The 18,601-nt window shown below is 39.0% G+C and carries 14 protein-coding genes and 5 pseudogenes; 17 read left to right on the top strand and 2 right to left on the bottom strand.

The window, feature by feature from the left end; translation table 11 throughout:
* Positions 1-145: 145 nt before the first annotated feature.
* The 13 genes and pseudogenes from AA0X95_RS20050 to AA0X95_RS19990 form a co-directional block, all read left to right on the top strand.
* Positions 146-859, top strand: a complete 714-nt coding sequence (locus AA0X95_RS20050) for a LytR/AlgR family response regulator transcription factor (protein WP_413300943.1) — start codon at positions 146-148, stop codon at positions 857-859.
* A 259-nt stretch (positions 860-1,118) separates the two neighbouring features.
* Positions 1,119-2,126, top strand: coding sequence for a LacI family DNA-binding transcriptional regulator (locus AA0X95_RS20045; protein WP_413300941.1), 1,008 nt, complete (start codon positions 1,119-1,121; stop codon positions 2,124-2,126).
* 143 nt (positions 2,127-2,269) lie between these two features.
* Positions 2,270-3,268 carry a sugar ABC transporter substrate-binding protein gene (locus AA0X95_RS20040; RefSeq protein WP_413300939.1) on the top strand — a complete coding sequence of 333 codons (999 nt, stop codon included), beginning with the start codon at positions 2,270-2,272 and terminating at the stop codon, positions 3,266-3,268.
* A gap of 78 nt (positions 3,269-3,346) precedes the next feature.
* A complete protein-coding gene (locus tag AA0X95_RS20035; RefSeq protein WP_413300937.1) occupies positions 3,347-4,852 on the top strand; it encodes a sugar ABC transporter ATP-binding protein in 1,506 nt (501 codons plus the stop codon).
* A 23-nt stretch (positions 4,853-4,875) separates the two neighbouring features.
* Positions 4,876-5,883, top strand: a complete 1,008-nt coding sequence (locus tag AA0X95_RS20030) for an ABC transporter permease (protein WP_413300935.1) — start codon at positions 4,876-4,878, stop codon at positions 5,881-5,883.
* Positions 5,884-5,928: 45 nt separating this feature from the next.
* On the top strand, positions 5,929-7,107 hold the full coding sequence (locus AA0X95_RS20025) for a Gfo/Idh/MocA family protein (RefSeq protein WP_413300933.1): 1,179 nt from the start codon (positions 5,929-5,931) through the stop codon (positions 7,105-7,107).
* Complete coding sequence (locus AA0X95_RS20020; RefSeq protein ID WP_413300931.1) at positions 7,104-8,072, top strand: sugar phosphate isomerase/epimerase family protein; 969 nt, start codon at positions 7,104-7,106, stop codon at positions 8,070-8,072. Before AA0X95_RS20025 ends, AA0X95_RS20020 begins: the two co-directional genes overlap by 4 nt.
* Positions 8,073-8,155: 83 nt before the next feature.
* Positions 8,156-8,980, top strand: a complete 825-nt coding sequence (locus tag AA0X95_RS20015; RefSeq protein ID WP_413300929.1) for a TIM barrel protein — start codon at positions 8,156-8,158, stop codon at positions 8,978-8,980.
* A 1-nt stretch (position 8,981) separates the two neighbouring features.
* Positions 8,982-10,067, top strand: coding sequence for a zinc-dependent alcohol dehydrogenase (locus tag AA0X95_RS20010; protein ID WP_413300927.1), 1,086 nt, complete (start codon positions 8,982-8,984; stop codon positions 10,065-10,067).
* Positions 10,068-10,136: 69 nt separating this feature from the next.
* Positions 10,137-10,970 (top strand): TIM barrel protein, encoded by an 834-nt coding sequence (locus AA0X95_RS20005; RefSeq protein WP_413300925.1) that lies wholly within the window; start codon positions 10,137-10,139, stop codon positions 10,968-10,970.
* Positions 10,971-11,678: 708 nt separating this feature from the next.
* A pseudogene (locus AA0X95_RS20000) lies at positions 11,679-12,406 on the top strand (amino acid ABC transporter ATP-binding protein).
* A gap of 40 nt (positions 12,407-12,446) precedes the next feature.
* Positions 12,447-13,226, top strand: a complete 780-nt coding sequence (locus tag AA0X95_RS19995; protein ID WP_413300923.1) for a transporter substrate-binding domain-containing protein — start codon at positions 12,447-12,449, stop codon at positions 13,224-13,226.
* Positions 13,227-13,261: 35 nt separating this feature from the next.
* A pseudogene (locus AA0X95_RS19990) lies at positions 13,262-13,529 on the top strand (ABC transporter permease subunit); the annotation flags it as partial.
* On the opposite strand, the gene AA0X95_RS19985 reads toward AA0X95_RS19990, so the two are convergent.
* Entirely contained in the window at positions 13,515-13,712 is a 198-nt protein-coding gene (locus AA0X95_RS19985; RefSeq protein ID WP_413300921.1) for a hypothetical protein, read from the bottom strand. The pseudogene AA0X95_RS19990 and the gene AA0X95_RS19985 sit on opposite strands and share 15 nt — an antisense overlap.
* Before the next feature lie 153 nt (positions 13,713-13,865).
* On the opposite strand from AA0X95_RS19985, the gene AA0X95_RS19980 reads away from it, so the two are divergent.
* The 3 genes and pseudogenes from AA0X95_RS19980 to AA0X95_RS19970 form a co-directional block, all read left to right on the top strand.
* Positions 13,866-14,006, top strand: coding sequence for a YrzI family small protein (locus AA0X95_RS19980; protein ID WP_413300919.1), 141 nt, complete (start codon positions 13,866-13,868; stop codon positions 14,004-14,006).
* Between the two features lie 82 nt (positions 14,007-14,088).
* A complete protein-coding gene (locus tag AA0X95_RS19975) occupies positions 14,089-14,763 on the top strand; it encodes a DMT family transporter (protein ID WP_413300917.1) in 675 nt (224 codons plus the stop codon).
* Between the two features lie 18 nt (positions 14,764-14,781).
* Positions 14,782-14,985, top strand: a pseudogene (locus AA0X95_RS19970) (EamA family transporter); the annotation flags it as partial.
* 119 nt (positions 14,986-15,104) lie between these two features.
* Here AA0X95_RS19970 and AA0X95_RS19965 read toward each other — a convergent pair.
* A pseudogene (locus AA0X95_RS19965) lies at positions 15,105-16,623 on the bottom strand (IS1182 family transposase).
* 336 nt (positions 16,624-16,959) lie between these two features.
* On the opposite strand from AA0X95_RS19965, the pseudogene AA0X95_RS19960 reads away from it, so the two are divergent.
* Positions 16,960-18,551 (top strand): annotated as a pseudogene (locus AA0X95_RS19960) (long-chain-fatty-acid--CoA ligase).
* Positions 18,552-18,601: the final 50 nt, after the last annotated feature.

Here is an 18,601-nt window from a genome sequence, read left to right as displayed (position 1 = left end):
CACCTTTTTAAAAAATGGTAAAAAAACACCATTCCTTTTTGGTATGAAAAGTCTTCCTCAGCAAGATAAACTGGCTTATACTGTGAATAGATAAAATGCTAGCGTTTTCACGAATTAGCAAAAAGAACAGTCTGGGGGATGACCTATGAAAGTTTTGATTGCCGACGACAATGCACAATCTAGAAAATTATTGAAGCATCTTATTAAAACTCTGCTAAACTATCAAATTGTTGGAGAAGCCATAAATGGTGAGGATTTAATCAACAAGGTAATGGGAGAAAAGCCAGATATCGCTTTAGTTGACATTGATATGCCTTTATTGAACGGTATGGAAGCAGTGAAATCTTGTAAAAAAATTGTTCCGTCTTTGCAAGTGATCTTCATTACTGGTCATGATGAATATGCGTTAGAGGCTTTTGATGTAAATGCAATCGATTACATTGTTAAACCTATAGACCGAGACAGGCTTTATGCCGGTCTCGACCGAGCAGCAGCTTTCTCGAAGCAGCCTGCCATGGAACAACAACCATCTGTAAAAAAGGACTTAATGGTCAAACAACATAATCAGTTCTCCTTTATACCGTTAGACGAGATTATTTTTATAGAAAGAGCAGAACGTAAGGCTGTTATTCATACGATTCAACAAAAAATTGAGTTAAACGAGGCGTTAACGAACCTTGAAGAAATTCTTGATTGTCGGTTTGTTGCCTCCCATCGATCCTTTATTATTAATTTGCAGTATTTAAAGAGGATTGAAGCAGCAGGTCAAACGTACAAAGCCTATTTCAAAAATTGCGAAGAGACGGCGAAGGTTTCGAAGAATAAATTAGCTGAATTACAAAAAATCAAATCATTATGAGGCCCTGTTTACAGGGTCTCTTTTTTTATGTTCGAGGAGTCTCGTGCCTTCCGCTCCAATCAATATTAAAATCAACCAGCTTTTTACAAAGCATATTTTAAAAATTTGTGGTTTTTTTGTCTGAATGAATAAGAGGGTTGTTCGAACGAAAAGAAAGCGATTCCAAATGAACGAAATCCTTGCCTGAAGCTTGTTAGACGACAATTTTGTAATCGATTACAATTTGAGCATAGTCACAGGAAAGGAAAAGGGAGCAAAGATGGTTGCGATTGTAGATGTGGCAAAAATGGCAAAGGTTTCAACGGCCACCGTCTCTAGAGTGCTTACAAACAACAAAAACGTTTCTCCCAAAACACGTGCCAAGGTACTGGAGGCAGTCAACCAGCTGGAATATAAACCAAACCGACTGGCAAGTAATCTTAGGAAAATGTCTTCCAATACAGTGATGGCAGTGGTACCTGATATAACCAATCCCTTTTTCTCAAGTATTCTCCAAGGGTTTAAAGATGTTGCTTTAGCAAATGGCTACCATGTTTTATTGGGAGACACAGGTAATAGTCTTGAACAGGAGAGAAATTATATCAATCTTGTAAAAGAGCGCGTGGTAGATGGTCTGATTTTGGCCACTGCTAGACTCCCAAAAGAGGAAATTTTGGCCGCTAGCCAGGAAATTCCAGTTGTTCTGGCTTGTGAGTATATCGATGGTTTTGATATACCGACTGTTTCCATTGATAATGTCAGCGCAGCCCGAGAAGCCGTTGAATACTTGATCCATCTCGGACATAGGCGCATTGGACTGATTACCGGTCCGCTCTCCGTAATCCTAAGCAGGGATCGAGTGAAAGGTTATTATCAAGCGTTGAATCTCAATGAAATTCAGATTGAGGGAGTCTTGATTCAAGAAGGGGATTTTACCGTTCATTCAGGATACGAAACGATGTTGAAGCTTCTGGCATTGGAGGACCCACCCACAGCAGTATTTGCAACGAATGATGAAATGGCTGCTGGGGCAATAAAGGCAATTAAACAAAAGGGATTTGAAGTCCCCAAAGACATATCCATTATTGGATTTGACGATATTCCGCTGTGCGGGCTTATCGAACCAGAACTGACAACAATCTCACAACCTAGGTATGACGTTGGTTATCAGGCTATGCAAATGTTATTAAATACTATCAAAAAAGAAGAGTTGATTAGAAAACAAATTGTATTACCCCATCGTTTGATGCATAGGAACACATGTTGTAAGTATAACCCCATCGGTTAATAAGAGGTCATTGACCAAGTACTCAAATAACAAATCGTAAGGAGGTGGTTCTAGGAATTGCCGTCATTTTTCCCCTTATTATGTAATCGATTACAAGATGAATCATTGATAAAGAAAACACTTATAACGAGAGGAAGAAGTTTATGAAAAAAAATTCTAAGATCATTTTATTATGCCTCATCGCCGCGATTTTTAGTATTTTTGCATCCGGATGTTCTGCGAAGGAGTCTCAATCTGCTTCTAGTTCAACTAGCAGCGGTTCTTCAAAAGACGGTAAGGAAATTACAGTTGGATTTTCGTTTGGTATGAACTTAGTTAAGCACTGGGAAACAGAAGTAAAAGGTGCTGAAATGGCCGCTAAAGACAATGGTGCAAAACTAGTTTGGAAAAGTGCGGATTTAAACGAACAAACACAGGTTGCTGACGTTGAAAACATGGTACAGACTGGCGTGGACGCATTAATCGTTGCACCTGCTAACTCACAAGGTATTGTTCCAACTGTAAACGAAGTAAAAGGTAAAGGTATCCCAGTATTATCAGTTGATATTGGTGTAAACGGAACAGACGTTAAATCTCATATCGCTTCTGATAACGTGAAGATTGGACAAATGGCTGCAGATCATTTAGCGAAATTAATTGGTGGCAAAGGCGACATCGCTATTATCACTTGGACAACTGCTTCTGCTACTCAAGACAGAGAAAAAGGCTTTTTAGACCAACTTAAGAAATATCCTGATATCAAAGTCGTTGCTTCACAAAATAGTGATGGTGACAGAAATAAGGCCCTAGCAATCACTGAAAATATCATTCAAAAGCATCCAAAAATTGATGGTATTTTTGGAGTGAACGCATCTGCTGCATTGGGAGCTTATGGCGCAACTACAGCTGCCAATATCAAAGTTCCAATTATGTCTGTTGACTCTGATGACGATGTATTGAAAGCAATCAAAGCTGGCGGAAACTTAAAAGCTACTATCGCTCAGAACCCATATGAAATGGGCTATCAAGCCGTTAAAGCAGCGCTTGCAGTACTTAAGGGCGAAAAGGTAGAAGAAAATATCGCTATTCCTGTAGATTTAGTCACTAAGGAAAATGTCGGTAAAATTGCCGACCGTGAAGCTGCCTATTTAGCGAAGAAATAATAGATCAGGAACTTGATATGTCTGGTATTTGCAAAAGTACCAGACGTATCAACTGGTGTATGAAAGGGGCAAATCCACTTGGAACAAGTTTTACAAATGCAAAATATATCAAAAAGCTTTTCTGGTGTGAAAATTTTAGAAAAGGTGAATTTCGGTCTTAATAAAGGCGAGGTTCATGTATTAATTGGTGAAAACGGGGCTGGAAAGTCTACTTTAATGAAAATATTAACTGGTGTATATCCAAAGGACGAAGGTGAAATTTTACTAGAAAATAAAACAAATGGCCGTCTTAAACCAGTCGAAATTGCCAATCCAAATGCTGCTATTCACCTTGGAATCAACATGGTGTTTCAGGAAACAAACTTACTGGAAAACATGACTGTGGCAGAAAATATTTTCATTGGCTATGAGCCATCAAAAAAAGGGTTCCTAGATAAAAAGGCAATGTACTCTCAAACAGAGGAATTGCTTAAAAGAGTTCATTTAAACATTTCACCTAATACGTTAGTCGGTAATTTAACGGCGGCACAACGGCAATCGGTAGAGATTGCGAAAAGTCTTTCGCACAATGGCAGAATTCTCATTCTTGATGAACCTACATCAAGTTTAAGTGAAAGAGAAGTACGTACCTTATTTGCGATTATTGCTGAATTAAAGGCCCAGGGAGTTAGTGTTGTTTATATCTCACATAGGATGGAAGAATTATTTGAAATTGGCGATCGCATTACTGTTTTACGTGATGGTAGTTTCGTAGGTACGCTCAATGTAAAAGAAACAAATGAAGATGAAATCGTAAGCATGATGATCGGAAGAAAATTAGAGGCTGTCGAAAATACCTCTAATCAGGCAAAAAGAATCGATTACTCAAAAGTTGCTTTTGAATGTAAAAACGTCATGATTGGAAATTTTAAAGACACAGTAAATTTAAAAATCCATAGTGGAGAAATTGTTGGTCTATATGGTCTTGTTGGATCCGGACGATCTGAATTAGCTCAAATTTTTTATGGGATTGACTCTATTCGACAGGGTTCCATGGAAAAGTACGGCAAAAAACTTTCAATCCGTAATCCTGAACAAGCAATCAAAAATGGAATTGCATTATTATCTGAAGATCGAAAAAAATATGGCTTTATTCCAGGAAAAAGTATAACAGATAATGTCGTCTTGATGAAATTAAGAGAACTGTCCTTTTTCCGTCCTTCATTAAAAGAAGAGACTAATATCGCCCTAAAATATATGAATGATTTAAAAGTTGCTGCATCCAGTGAGAATCAATCCATTTCAAGCCTTAGCGGAGGAAATCAGCAAAAAGTTGTTTTATCGAAAATATTGGCTATGAATCCGGATATCCTCATCCTTGATGAGCCAACACGTGGTGTCGATGTCGGCGCCAAAGCTGAAATTTACGATATTATCTGGGATCTTGCTGAAGCTGGGAAAGCGATACTAATGATTTCTTCGGATTTACCGGAAATATTGAGAGTTAGTGATCGGGTAATGGTTATGCACGATGGAAGCATCAAAATGGATGAACCAAATGAAAACCTCAGTCAAGAAAAAATTCTGCAGGCAGCATTAAGCTAATAACACTAGGTGGTGGTTTTAAAATGAGTCAAGTTTTAGCAAAAACAAATCAGTCAATCGATATTAACAGTGAGCAAGCCAAATTGGCTAAAAAGCGAAAAAGGAATGAAATACTACGACAGTTTTCACTTCTTTCTATTCTTGCGCTGCTAATCATTTTGTTCTCTTTCGCAGCGGATAGCTTTTTCTCAATGATGAACTTTTCCAATATTTTAAGACAAGTAGCGGTTACGACAATAGCGGCAATTGGTGTATTTATGATTATCTTGTTAGGCGACATTGACTTATCGGTAGGATCGCTTTATGCCCTTATTGGTGTCATGGCAGCCTTAGTATGGGAAGGAACTGGAAGTACGATTCTGACATTAATAGCAGCCTTAGTAGTCGGTGCGGTTATTGGATTCGGAAATGGATTTGTTACGGCTAAAGGAAAGATCCCATCTTTCGTCACAACTCTTGCGATGATGGGGATAGCCAGGGGTATTGCTTATATCGTAACCAATGGAACGCCAATCGGGATTGTAGAACCAGGATTTACAATGTTTGGAACAGGTTTTGTTGGCAACATTATCCCAATCCCAGTAATCATCATGATCATCGTCTTCGTTTTGGCCTATATCTTAATTAATAATACAAGATTTGGCAGATATATTTATGCAGTTGGCGGCAATGACCAAGCCAGTCACTGGTCGGGTCTAAACACTACTAAAATCCGAGTTATCGTATTTACCCTTGCAGGATTATTATACGGTTTAAGTTCTATTATTCTAGCAGGCCGTTTAGGCGGTGCCTTACCAACAGCAGGACAAGGCGCAGAATTGGATGCGATTACAGCGGTTATTCTTGGTGGTACTAGTTTATCTGGTGGTAAAGGTAAAATCAGCGGCGTTCTCATCGGCTGTTTAATCATTGGTGTTTTAAACAACGGTCTTGATTTAATCGGCCTATCATCATATTGGCAGCAGGTAATTAAAGGAATCATAATCATTGTTGCAGTGCTTTATGATACAAAATCAAAAAATAAAAATTAAAGAAATGAGTATTATTACACTTTTTAAGGAAATAGGGTGATAGATATGAACAAAATAAAAGTAGGAATCATCGGTACCGGTTTTATCGGACCTACCCACATTGAAGCTATCAGAAGACTCGGCTTTGTAGAGGTAGTGGCACTGGCAGAAACAAGCAAAGAGGCCGCTGAAAAAAAGGCAGCTGAGCTTGGGATTCCTAAAGCATATGGACATTACCGCGAAATGCTGCAGGACTCCGAAATACAAGTTGTGCATAATTGCACACCGAATCACCTGCACTTTGAGATTAATAAAGAGATTATTTTAGCAGGAAAACATGTTGTGTCAGAGAAACCGCTGGCCATGAACAGTGAAGAATCAGCAGAATTGCTGGCACTTGCAGAAAAACACGGAGTTGTTCATGCGGTGAACTTTAATTATCGGCAGCATGCAAGTGTGCAAAATTTACAGGTATTGGTCGCAAAAGGTGATCTCGGAAAAGTGAACCTGGTCCATGGAAACTACCTTCAGGATTGGCTATTATATGAGACCGACTTTAACTGGCGCCTTGCTCCGGAAGTCGGTGGTAAATCCCGTGCCGTTGCGGATATTGGTTCACACTGGTGCGACACGGTCCAGTTTGTTACTGGAAAGCGGATTGTCGAAGTGTTCGCTGATTTAGCCACTGTGATTCCAGTAAGAAAGAAGGCGAAAAATTCGATTGCGACATTTAGCACACAGAATACAGAAAAACAAGAATACGAAGATGTTCCGATTAACACAGAAGATTATGCATCCGTTCTTGTCCGCTTTGAAGATGGATCAAGAGGAGTGTTTACGGTTTCCCAAGTAAGTGCAGGACGGAAAAATAGACTTAGCTTTGAAATCAATGGAAGCCAAAGCTCTGTTTTCTGGAACCAGGAAGAACCAGAAAAATTATGGATTGGACACAGGGATCGGGCGAACGAAGTTCTTTTAGCAGATCCGTGCTTGTTCACAGCTGATGCAAGGTCGGCGATTCACCATCCTGGCGGCCATAATGAAGGCTGGCCGGATGCTTTGAAAAATATGATGTTGAATTACTACTCTTTTGTCCGCGATGGCAAGAGCTTGAAAACAGACAAACCTAAGTTTGCGACATTTGAAGATGGCCACTTCTCCATGTGTATTACTGATGCTATTTTAGAAAGCCACCAGGAGCAAAAATGGGTGAAGGTTCAGACTGCTAAGGAGGTACTGACATGAAACTAGGCGTTTTTACTCCGCTATATCAAAATCTTCCTTTTGAGGCGATGCTTGATAAGTTAGTCAAGATGGGTGTCGAGGCAGTGGAATTAGGAACCGGGAACTACCCTGGAAACCATCACTGTAATCCGGATAAATTATTAGAGTCTCCGGAGAAGACAAGAGCTTTTCTCCGGGCTCTTGAAAGCAGGGGACTAACAATAAGTGGTCTAAGCTGCCACGGGAATCCGCTCCATCCAGATAAAAAGTTTGCAATTGATTCCCATGGGGTTTGGAGAAAAACCGTTTTATTGGCGGAACGCTTAGGAGTTCCCGTCGTGAATGGATTTTCCGGTTGTCCGGGAGACCATGCAGATGCGAAAAATCCAAACTGGGTGACCTGTTCTTGGCCGCCTGAATATTTAGAGGTGTTGAACTGGCAATGGAACGAGGTTGTCATTCCTTATTGGAAAGAAGAAGCGAGATATGCGAAAGAGCACGGGATTAATGTTGCATTTGAAATGCACCCTGGATTTGTGGTCTATAATCCTGAAACACTTCTAAAGTTAAGGGAACACGCTGGAGAAAACATTGGGGCAAACTTTGATCCAAGCCATTTAGTATGGCAGGGAATCGACCCTGTCGAAGCGATTAAAAAGTTAGGCCGTGAAAATGCTATTTTCCATTTCCATGCCAAAGATACTTATTTAGATCAAGCTAATATCAAGATTAATGGTGTGTTAGATACAAAGCATTACAGCGAAATATTAGACCGTTCATGGACCTTTAGATCCGTCGGTTATGGTTCAGATGAAAAGTATTGGAAAGATATTGTCAGCACGTTACGTGCTGTTGGATACGATTATGTCGTTTCCATTGAACATGAAGATATGCTTGCTTCTACTGATGAGGGGCTAAGCAAAGCGATTGCTCTCTTAAAAGGTGCGATGTTCAAAGAACAAATCACTGAAATGTGGTGGGCTTAAAACTGCTATTTATCGAACCCAGGGGATGGGATTTCATAGATCAACACAAGGGGTATTAAAAATTCTCTAAAGGAGAGGTTCAAATGATTAAGTACTCTTACAACACGCTGGTTTATGCTGGAGAAGACATCGAAGCAGGTATTGCTAGACTTGCAAAATTTGGTTATGACGGCGTTGAATTTGTCGGCGAGCCAGAGAAAATAGATGCTAACCGCATTAAAGAATTACTAGATAAATATAATATTGAAGCTTCTACGATTTGTGCGATTTATAATGCTGAAAGAGATCTAGTTTCCAGCAATGAAAATATTAGAAAAAATGCAGTCGATTATATTAAAAGCTGTGTAGACTTTGCCAGCACAATCGGTGCAAAGGGTATTTCTTTAACTCCAACCGCATGTATGAAAATTTACGGCGAAACTGATAGAGAAACAGAGCTTGCTTGGGCTGTGGAAGGTATAAGAGAAGCTGGTATTTATGCTGGTGAACATGGCGTCCGTTTAACTGTTGAAGCATGGAACCGCTACGAAAACTATCTTATCAATCGATTAGAGCAAGCATTAGAGTTAGTAAATCGTGTCGATCTGCCAAATGTAGGCGTTATGGGAGATACGTACCATATGAATATTGAAGAGGTTGATATTGCCGATACTATCAGAATGGTTGGAGACAAACTGTATCACCTACACATTGCTGATAGCAATAGAGCAGCACCAGGCCGAGGACACATTGATTTCGAACCGATTGCGCAGGCTTTACGTGATATCAACTATAGCGGATTTTTAACAATGGAATTATTACCTCCATTTGCAGATCCGTTTATCGGAACAAGATGTGAAGAGTTTTATGATCAATATAGCGAAGAGTCCATTACTTTCTTAAAAAACCTATTTAAGGAGGAAAAATAAAATGACACAAAATACATTGGAAAACAATCAGGGTTTAGAAGCAGGGTTTGAACAAAAAGTAATGAAAGCTGCTGTGTTATATGGTAAAGAGGATTTAAGATTAGAAGAAGTGCCGGTTCCTGAAATTGGGGATACTGATGTATTAATAAAAGTGAAGTATACCGCAGTTTGTGGTACTGATCCACATATTTACGAAGGCCGTTTTCCAGCAAAACTTCCACTCATCTTAGGTCATGAATTTTCAGGTGAAGTGGCAAAGGTTGGTGCTAAAGTAAGCTTCGTACAACCAGGCGATCGTGTTACAGCAGATATCAATATTGCTTGTGGTACATGCTATTATTGCCGTCATGGCCAAAAATTGCATTGTGAAAAAATTGTTCAATTAGGGGTTCATGTTAACGGAGCATTTGCAGAATATGTAAGAGTTCCAGAGAGCAATATTCATAAGTTACCTGAGTCTATGTCATGGATCGATGGAGCCTATATTGAACCACTGGCATGTGCCATCAGCGGACAGGATAAAGCCAATGTTCAATACGGTGACACTGTTGCGATTATTGGCGGAGGACCAATGGGTATCGCCCATGCACTACTTGCAAAACTTAAAGGTGCAAGCCAAGTCATCCTTTCAGAACTAAATCCTGCCAGAATTGAATCAGCCAAGAATATCGGTGTTGATTATGTCATCAATGCCGGTGAAGAGGATCCGGTTGAAGCTGTTAAAAGATTAACAGACGGACGCGGTGCTGACGTGGTTATCGAAGCTGTCGGCTCTGCGTATACTTACGCGCAAACGTTTAAATTAGTGAGAAAAGGCGGAAAAATCCTTGTTTTTGGAGCGGCACCTGCAGATGTAACGATTCCTGTAAGTCCTTTTGAAATTTACAGCCGCGAATTAACCATTGTTTCCTCTTATGCAGGAACATATGACACATTCTCTAAAGCTATTGATTTAATCGCAAGCAAACGTTTTGATCCAACTCCAATCTTCACAAATCATTTTGAATTTGCAGAAGTGAAAGCTGGAATTGAAACAGCTGAACATAATAAGGATATCCTTAAAACTGTAGTTAAGATTGCAGATTAATATATTGGTAAACAGAGTTCTCAGTGGTTTGGGAACTCTGATTTTTCATAGTCTAAGAGGTGAATCCAAATGTATAAATACAGTGCTACACAGTGGATTTTCGGAAATGAAAGTCTCGAAGATAGCTTAAAAAGGTTGAAAAAATATGGTTATCAGGGTGTTGAGCTGGCTGGCGAGCCAGATTCCATTGATGTTGAGGAAACCAAAGAGCTTTTAAAGCAGTATAAAATGGAATGCAGCTCCATTTGTGGAATTTATACTCCTGAAAGAGACCTTTCCTCATCAAACGAAGAAGTCAGAAAAAACGCCGTGGAATATGTAAAAAAATCGGTTGATTTAGCGAAAGCTCTAAATGCCTCAACCGTTATTGTCGTTCCTACATGTGTTGGAAAACTTAGCCCAGAAACAACTCTTGAAGAAGAGTGGAATAATGCCGTTTTGAGTGTGAGAGAAACGGCGCTGTACGCAAAAGAACAGGGAATCACACTGGCAATAGAAGCATTAAATCGTTATGAGACCTATTTAGTTAATAACCTGTCTTTAGCCTTAAGTTTTGTTGAGGAAGTAAATGTAGAAGGGTTAGGAATTATGGCTGATCTGTTCCACATGAGCATTGAAGAACGAAGTATGACAGAATCAATCAAGAAAATTTCGCGTTATCTTGCCCATGTGCACATCGCTGATAACACAAGGGAAGCGGCGGGATTAGGACAAACAGATTTTGGACCAGTTGTTTCCCTTCTTAAAGAACTGGATTATAAGGGATATATTACGATGGAATTCCTGCCCGCGGTATCAAATCCTTACGTGGCTTCTGGACTTCAAGGAGAAACGAATATCTTTGATGAGTTTACAAAGCAATCGATCGAACATATGAAGGAAATGGTTGTAGCGATTAGCTAAAAATAAGAAAAGGGTTAACTTTCTGCTTATTATGGGCTTGAGTTAACCCTTTTCTTTTATGGTGATTGACCAAGACAATTACTGTTTGCCGTATCCCTGCATGGAAATTCAGTTTCTCGTAAAGAGGAAATTTCCAAAACCTGTATTTCTGATAATTTGCAAAAATAACATAAAACCTGTAAAAATGATAAATATCACTTTAGGCAATCGTAATAAAGGGGGAATTTGTTCGCAGTACGACAACAACTTGATAACATATTGCAGAATGCTGAGCTGAAAATTTTGGAATTCGACATCGACTTTAAAGAGCTCTTTGGAAAATCACCAATACAAGTGCAAAGAGAACTAAAGGTTGATAAGTGGTGGGCATAATACTGTTATTAAGACTAAACCCAAGGGATAATTCCCTTCGTTTTTCTATATTTATTATATGTAAAAGGCGCTGCCTTCTTGACGGACAAAACTGATGAAGGAAATAGGAAACTGTCTTTAAAGAGCGTCATAAGGACCAAACTGATCAAGTAACCGATAGAACTGTCTTTAATCGTGCGTCATAAACTTTCGATATGTATGTACACCCATTGTATATCTAGCATTCTAATTCGATTTAACTAGAAAGTACTAAAATTCTACAAAAAAACAGTCATTCTGAAAATTGTTAATAGTTGAATTTACATAATTATTTGGTTTTATATCAGGAGGTCAAGAATGATTGTATTTAATCAAGTAAATAAGTTTTATGGGGATTTTCAAGTCTTAAAAGATATTAATCTTACAATCAATAAAGGTGAAGCAGTTGTAGTAATAGGACCATCCGGTTAAGGGAAAAGTACTTAGCTGCGCTGTATCAATCATCTAGAATCAATCTCTGACGGGACACTCACCGTAAATGGGATATCAGAGGGGATAAAAAAACCGATATCAATAAGCTAAGACGTAATATTGGAATGGTTTTTCAGCATTTTTATTTATATCCCCACAAAACAGTGCTTGAAAATATCACTCTTGCTCCTATGAAAGTATTGGGGCAATCTGAAAAAGAAGCTAAGGAAACAGCCAGACATTATCTTGATAAGGTAGGTATATTAGATAAGGCTGATTCTTATCCTTCCCAGCTTTCCGGAGGCCAGCAGCAGCGAGTAGCAATAGCCCGCGGCCTTGCAATGAAACCGGAAATCATGCTTTTCGATGAACCGACCTCAGCACTTGATCCCGAAATGATTGGGGAGGTCCTAGATGTAATGAAAACCCTTGCCAGAGAAGGCATGACGATGGTCGTAGTAACCCATGAAATGGGCTTTGCCCGGGAGGTTGTTGACCGAATCGTATTTATGGATGCAGGACAAATATTAGAAGAAGCAGTTCCGGCTGAATTTTATGAGAATCCCCGTGAGGAACGGGCTCGCTTATTTCTCAGCCGTATATTAAATCATTAATAGGGGGAAATGGAATGTTCAAGAAAAAAAATTCGTTAAGATGGCGTTAGTCACAACAATGGCTGCCTTATTTCTTGCCGGCTGCGGCGGGGACAAGGCCTCTACAAGCAAAAGCAAGGATGTACTTGCACAAATCAAGGAAGATAAAAAAATGGTTTTTGGGGTAAAATATGATACCCGTTTGTTTGGATTGAAAAATCCATCGACTGGTGAGGTGGAAGGGTTTGATATCGATCTTTCCAAAGCGCTAGCCGAAGAAATGTTTGGGAAGGATGTTAAGCCTGAGTACGTTGAGGTTACTTCAAAAACTAGGGTAGGTCTCCTGAATAATGGCAAGGTTGATGCAGTAGTCGCTACCATGACAATTACTGAAGAACGTAAAAAAGAAGTTGATTTTACTGATGTATATTTTGACGCTGGCCAATCATTACTTGTGAAAAAAGGAAGCAAGGTTAAGAGTATTGAAGACTTGAAAAAAGGAACGACCGTTCTTGCTGTTAAAGGGTCGACATCTTCTATAAATATTCGTGAGAAAGCTCCTGAAACATCCATACTTGAATTCGAAAACTATGCTGAAGCATTTACAGCTTTAAAGGCAGGTAAGGGTGATGCTCTGACTACAGATGATGCAATCCTCTATGGTATGGTAGAAGAAGATCCGACTTTTGAACTGGTCGGAGGAACGTTCACTGAAGAACCTTATGGGATAGCTGTGAAAAAAGGCAATAAAGAGCTTGTCGATGCTTCGAATAAAACATTAAAAAGCCTGAAGGATTCAGGCAAGTACGATGAGATTAAGGATAAATGGATTAAAAATTAATTTTATATCGTGTTTCTCGTCAGGATGGGCAGCAGTTCATACAGACATTACGCTATATCATCATGCCCCAAGCCCTAAGAAGAATGGTTCCACCTATTGTTAGTCAATTTATTTCTCTGCTTAAAGATACCTCATTAGCTGTCGTCATTCGCGTTGCCGGATTTATTACACAACAGCCAAATAATTTATGCGCAAAAGGGATCATATGTCATTCCTTTTTTTGTAATTGTCGCGTTGATGTATTTTATCGTTAATTATTCTTTGTCACTGATTGCACGAAAGTTAGAATTAAAGCAGGCTTAAGGACTCCGGCTCATTATTGGGCCGGAGTTTTCTTATGCCATTACTTAATTCTTCCTGTGCTTTCACCTTTGTTCCCTTGGCCAAAGACATTTTGCCTGAATCACCCTCACCTTTTTCATTAGACTTTTTTCCACCTAAACTTACGTATGGATAGCTCGTCGTTTTTTTATCCATTTTTTTCAACCAATGCCCCTTACATGGCGGAATAATACTTGATAATTGCGGAAACACACAAATTTATTGCGGTTTTAAATAGAGTTAGATTAGTAAAATGATTCTGTAGAACATAAAAAAATTATTATATTCCTGCTAAATTGAAAAAGGAAGTGAACAGAAATGACCATAAATATTTTATTCTTATCGATTACGATTAAAAAACGTGAAATTAGCATACAAGAAGCGGCCAATCAAGAAACGGTTGAAAAGCTTTATGAACAACACAAAGATCGTCAAATTTCCATGTATCGTTTTATGTAATTGGTTTCTACCTGGAACACTAAGTGGATCCAGGATTAACTTTCTCATTAAAAATTAAAATTGGGGAGTAGAATGATAATAAATGACAACAAAAGGAATGGCATATATAAAAACTATTATTGCGATGAGTATTGTCGGTGTGTTTGTGGCACTTAACAAAGTAGCCGCGGCAACTCTTCCCATATTCTTATTTTCGGAATTAAGGCTTGGCATTGCAGCAGTTATTTTAACCATTATTCTATTAAAAAAAGAAAAAAGGTTTCCAAACCTATCGAAAAAGGATGCATTGGTCTTGTTTATCCAGGCCTTTCTAGGAGTGTTCTTGTTTAGTATTTTTCTATTACTTGGCTCCAAGTATACAAGTGCAATAGAAAGTGGAATAATAACCAGTTTAACACCTGCATTAGTTGCGATTGTCTCCGTATTCATATTCAAGGAAAGACTAGGCATCCAGCAAATGCTAGGGATTGGAATCGCATTAGCTGGTACGTTATTTATAAACATATTTGGATTAACAGGTAATTTATCTGGGACGGTTTACTCTCTATTAGGGAATGTCCTTATATTATTGGCTGTAACCGGTGAAGCATTTTTTGTTACATTTGGAAAATTAGTTTCGAAAGAGATCAGTCCGCTTGCCGTTAGTACCATCGTCATCACAATTGGAGCAATCCTCTCTTTTCCCTTTGCTGTTTCAGAAGCTTTCCTTTTTGATTTTGCTAAAGTTACAGGAAATGATGTGTTTCTAGTTATTTAATCAGCAGTTGCTGTTTCCGTTGTGGCGGTACTGCTGATCAATCAATCTGCTAAAGTATTATCGAGTGGTGCAACTGCAGTATTTACTGCATTCATGCCAGTAAGTGCCATTTGTTTCTCGTTTTTAATGTTAGGAGAAAAAATCCTTTGGTATCATTTGGTTGGCATTGCGTGTGTCCTATTTAGCATCTTGTTGGTATCCGTAAAGAAACAAAGAGTATAAGTAAAAGAGGCAGACTCAAAAGGTCGTTGAATGACGACTCTTTTGAGTTAGTTTTTTATTTGTCTTCATTATTTGGTGTTACTTGGAAATTTATGTTACCTAAGAGAGAGAAATCCCCTCTATTTTTTCGTTATCTTCATCAATTTCCTTGATGTTGATTCCCATTTTTTTAGATTATGGGCAACACAAATAAGACCCCAATCCGTGGTATTTTTGGATAGGCCTCTTAATGCAAACCTCTTAAACTCCTGGTTGTGTTTAATTTGTCCAAAGACTGTTCTACATCGATTTTTCTTTTTCGGTATTTTTGTTCTCCTTCTTCAGAGGTTAGCCTTTCTCACACTTCTTTTCGTTGCTTTTGATTTTCTATTGAGACCTGAACGGTCTTTGTGTCTTTGTCTTTGGCGCAGGAAGTTTGGAACGTGCAGTTAAGGCACTCCGTACATCGATATGCTGGTTTGATGGATTCGTACCCATTGTCTGATTTTCGACGACTTTCATATTGGAACACAAGACGTTTTCCATTTGAACAAATCCACTCATCTAACTCTTCATTATATGTCATATTTTCAACTCGCCCAATTTGTTCTTTCCATGCCTTGGTTTGCTCTTTATCAAAAGTGTTGTATTTGATTAAAGCTTCTATTTCCTCTTCTTCACAACGGGCATAATTTTCTTCGCTTCCATAACCGGAATCGGCAATAATGGACTTTGGTTTTGGACGGTTATACTTCTCTAATATGTCCAAGTGAGGGATTAGGCAGCCCGGGTCCCCTGCACGTTGATGAAGGCTAAATCCAACAATGAATTGATTTTCAGTCCCAATTTGGACATTATAGCCAGGTTTTAGCTGACCGTTCATCATATGATCCTCTTTCATGCGCATAAAGGTCGCATCGGTATCGGCCTTTGAAAAACTGTTCCGCTCTTCTAATATCACTTTTTGTTCTTCATACTTTTGTTTTCTAGGCAGTAGATCTTTCTCCAGCTGGCGCTTTGCTTTCTTTAAAGGTTTGTTCTTAGGATCCCGTTCCAGCCTTTCCTCCAATTTCTTAACGGTATCAGCGATTTTCTCGGAAGTAATTGGTGATTCTTCTAATTTTCCCTCCAAGTCTAGACTCTGTTCTGCTTCTTCGTCTTCTTTCATCACTTGTTCGATACCCAATATAATCTGTTGGAATTTCTCATCGAGTTTCTTATCATATTTTTCAGTAGATTTACGCCACACAAAGGTATACTTATTTGCATTCGCCTCAATCTTAGTACCGTCCAAGAAATAGTCCTCCAGCTTCACTAAACCTTCTTCATGAAGGAGGTCAACGACGGAAAAGAAGGTTTCATAAATTACTTCTTTCACCGTTCAGAACGGAATCGGTTAATGGTACGGAAATCAGGTTGTTGCTCACCCGAAAGCCACATAATGATGATGTTCTCCTTAAGCTGCTTCGCGATTTTTCTGGACGAGTAAATTCGATTTGAATACGCATAAAGAATGACTTTTAACATCATTTGTGGATGATATGGAGGTCGACCTCCACCAGGATACAGGGACGAAAAAATAGTAGGATTGATTTTATCGACTGCAAAGTTGATCAGTCGGGCAAGGTGTTTTTGGGGAATTAAAACTTGAATGTCCATTGGAAGTGTTAATTGGTTCGTGTTTACTGTTTGTACATAAGAAAATCTTTCCTTTCTCGGATAATTGTGTTGTGGTGACTTAATTATACCAAAAAGAACGATTTTCTTATTTTTTTATGCACAAAAAAGGGGTGTCCCTAAAAATTATACTTTTGGGACACCCTCATTAAAGTTATATTCGAAACCTTCCCGTTAGCCCCAAAAACAATGTTTACTACTTCTTCATCAATATTTTCTTTTGCTGGGATATGATTTTTTAATAATCTTAGAGGAATAAATTGGAACAACAGAGAAAATATTATAAGAATTTTCTAAAAACATTGAAGGAGGGATTATATGTTTTCACCACTAACACCACTGGACTGGAAACGGAGAGCAATCAAGTATTATCCAAAAAAGACAGCAGTGATTGATGGTGACAAAGAATTTACATACGAAGAATTTGGACAACGTGTCGACCAACTTTCTACTGCATTGTATCAGGAGGGTATTCAAGAAGGTGACCATGTTGCAGTCATGCTGCCAAACACCCATTACATGTTGGAGTGTTTTTATGGTATTTGCCAGCTTGGTGCAGTGATGGTGCCGTTGAATTATCGATTAACAGCAAAAGACTTAGAATATATTATCAAGCACAGCGATGCAAAAATGCTAATCATCGATGAGGAGTTTGCTGAACCGATCGAGGAAATCGTCGATAACCTTTCATTAAGTCAAATAGTTATTGTAAAGGTACCGGGCCATGATACTACATTAAAAGGCGTTGATTATGAGAACTTTATTCAGCATGCTATGGAAAAGGAGCAATTTACCTCTGTTCAAATCGACGAAAATCAACTGCTTACATTAAATTACACGAGCGGAACGACTTCTAATCCAAAAGGTGTCATGCTAACCCACCGTGGAAATTATTTGAATGCTGCTAATTTCATGTACCACCTAGGTGTAAATCAAGAAGATGTATATCTTCATACATTGCCAATGTTCCACGCGAATGGATGGGGAGGAGTTTGGGCCATAACTGCGGCCGGTGCTACTCATGTTTGCTTACGCAAGGTCGATCCACCATTAATCCTTGATTTATTTGAAAACAAAAAGATTTCATTGCTATGTGGGGCACCAACCGTCGTGAATATGCTAGTAAATGATTCTAAGGCACAGGAAATAAAAGTCAAGACACATCCACGCATGGCGACTGCAGGTGCACCTCCAGCAGCAGCTTTGATTCAAAAGGCACAGGAAGTCTTAGGTTTAAATATGATCCATGTGTATGGTCTGACAGAAACTTCACCATTTATTCTTTATTGCGAATGGAAAAGTGAATTTAATACAAAATCCACTGATGAACAAGCCGCAATTAAGGCGAGACAAGGGATTGAGCTCGCGTTTAATGGAGAAACAAAGGTGGTTCGCCAGGACGGAGAAGAAGTGGACTGGAATGGAAGAGAGTTAGGGGAAATCGTTACTCGTGGTAATGTCGTAATGTCAGGCTATTATAAAGATCCGCAAAATACAGCCGCAGCGATTAGAGATGGCTGGTTCCACACTGGAGATTTAGCGGTCACGCATCCGGATGGGTATATTGAAATTCAAGACAGAGCCAAAGATTTGATTATTTCCGGCGGAGAAAACATTTCTTCTACAGAAGTAGAAGGTGTGTTATACAGCATCCTCCTGTATTAGAAACGGCGGTTATTGCCATTCCCGATGAAAAATGGGGCGAAGTACCAAAAGCGATTATTGTAAAGAAGCCGGGAGCAGTGGTCACGGAAGAGGAAATCATTCAATTCTGCAGAGATACCATGGCCCACTTTAAAGCTCCCAAATCAGTTGAATTTGTAGAAGTATTACCAAAAACTGCTACTGGTAAACTGCAAAAATACCGTTTGCGTGAGATGTACTGGAAAGGGCCTAAGAAGGTAAATTAAGCGACTGTTTACTATTAATAAATTTACATTTGGTCCCTTAATGAGGGGAT

The organism is Neobacillus phoenicis, from assembly GCF_047302305.1.
Classification (GTDB): domain Bacteria; phylum Bacillota; class Bacilli; order Bacillales; family Cytobacillaceae; genus Neobacillus.
Note: the sequence above shows the minus strand (reverse complement) of the source record. Positions and strands in the feature narration are given on the sequence as shown.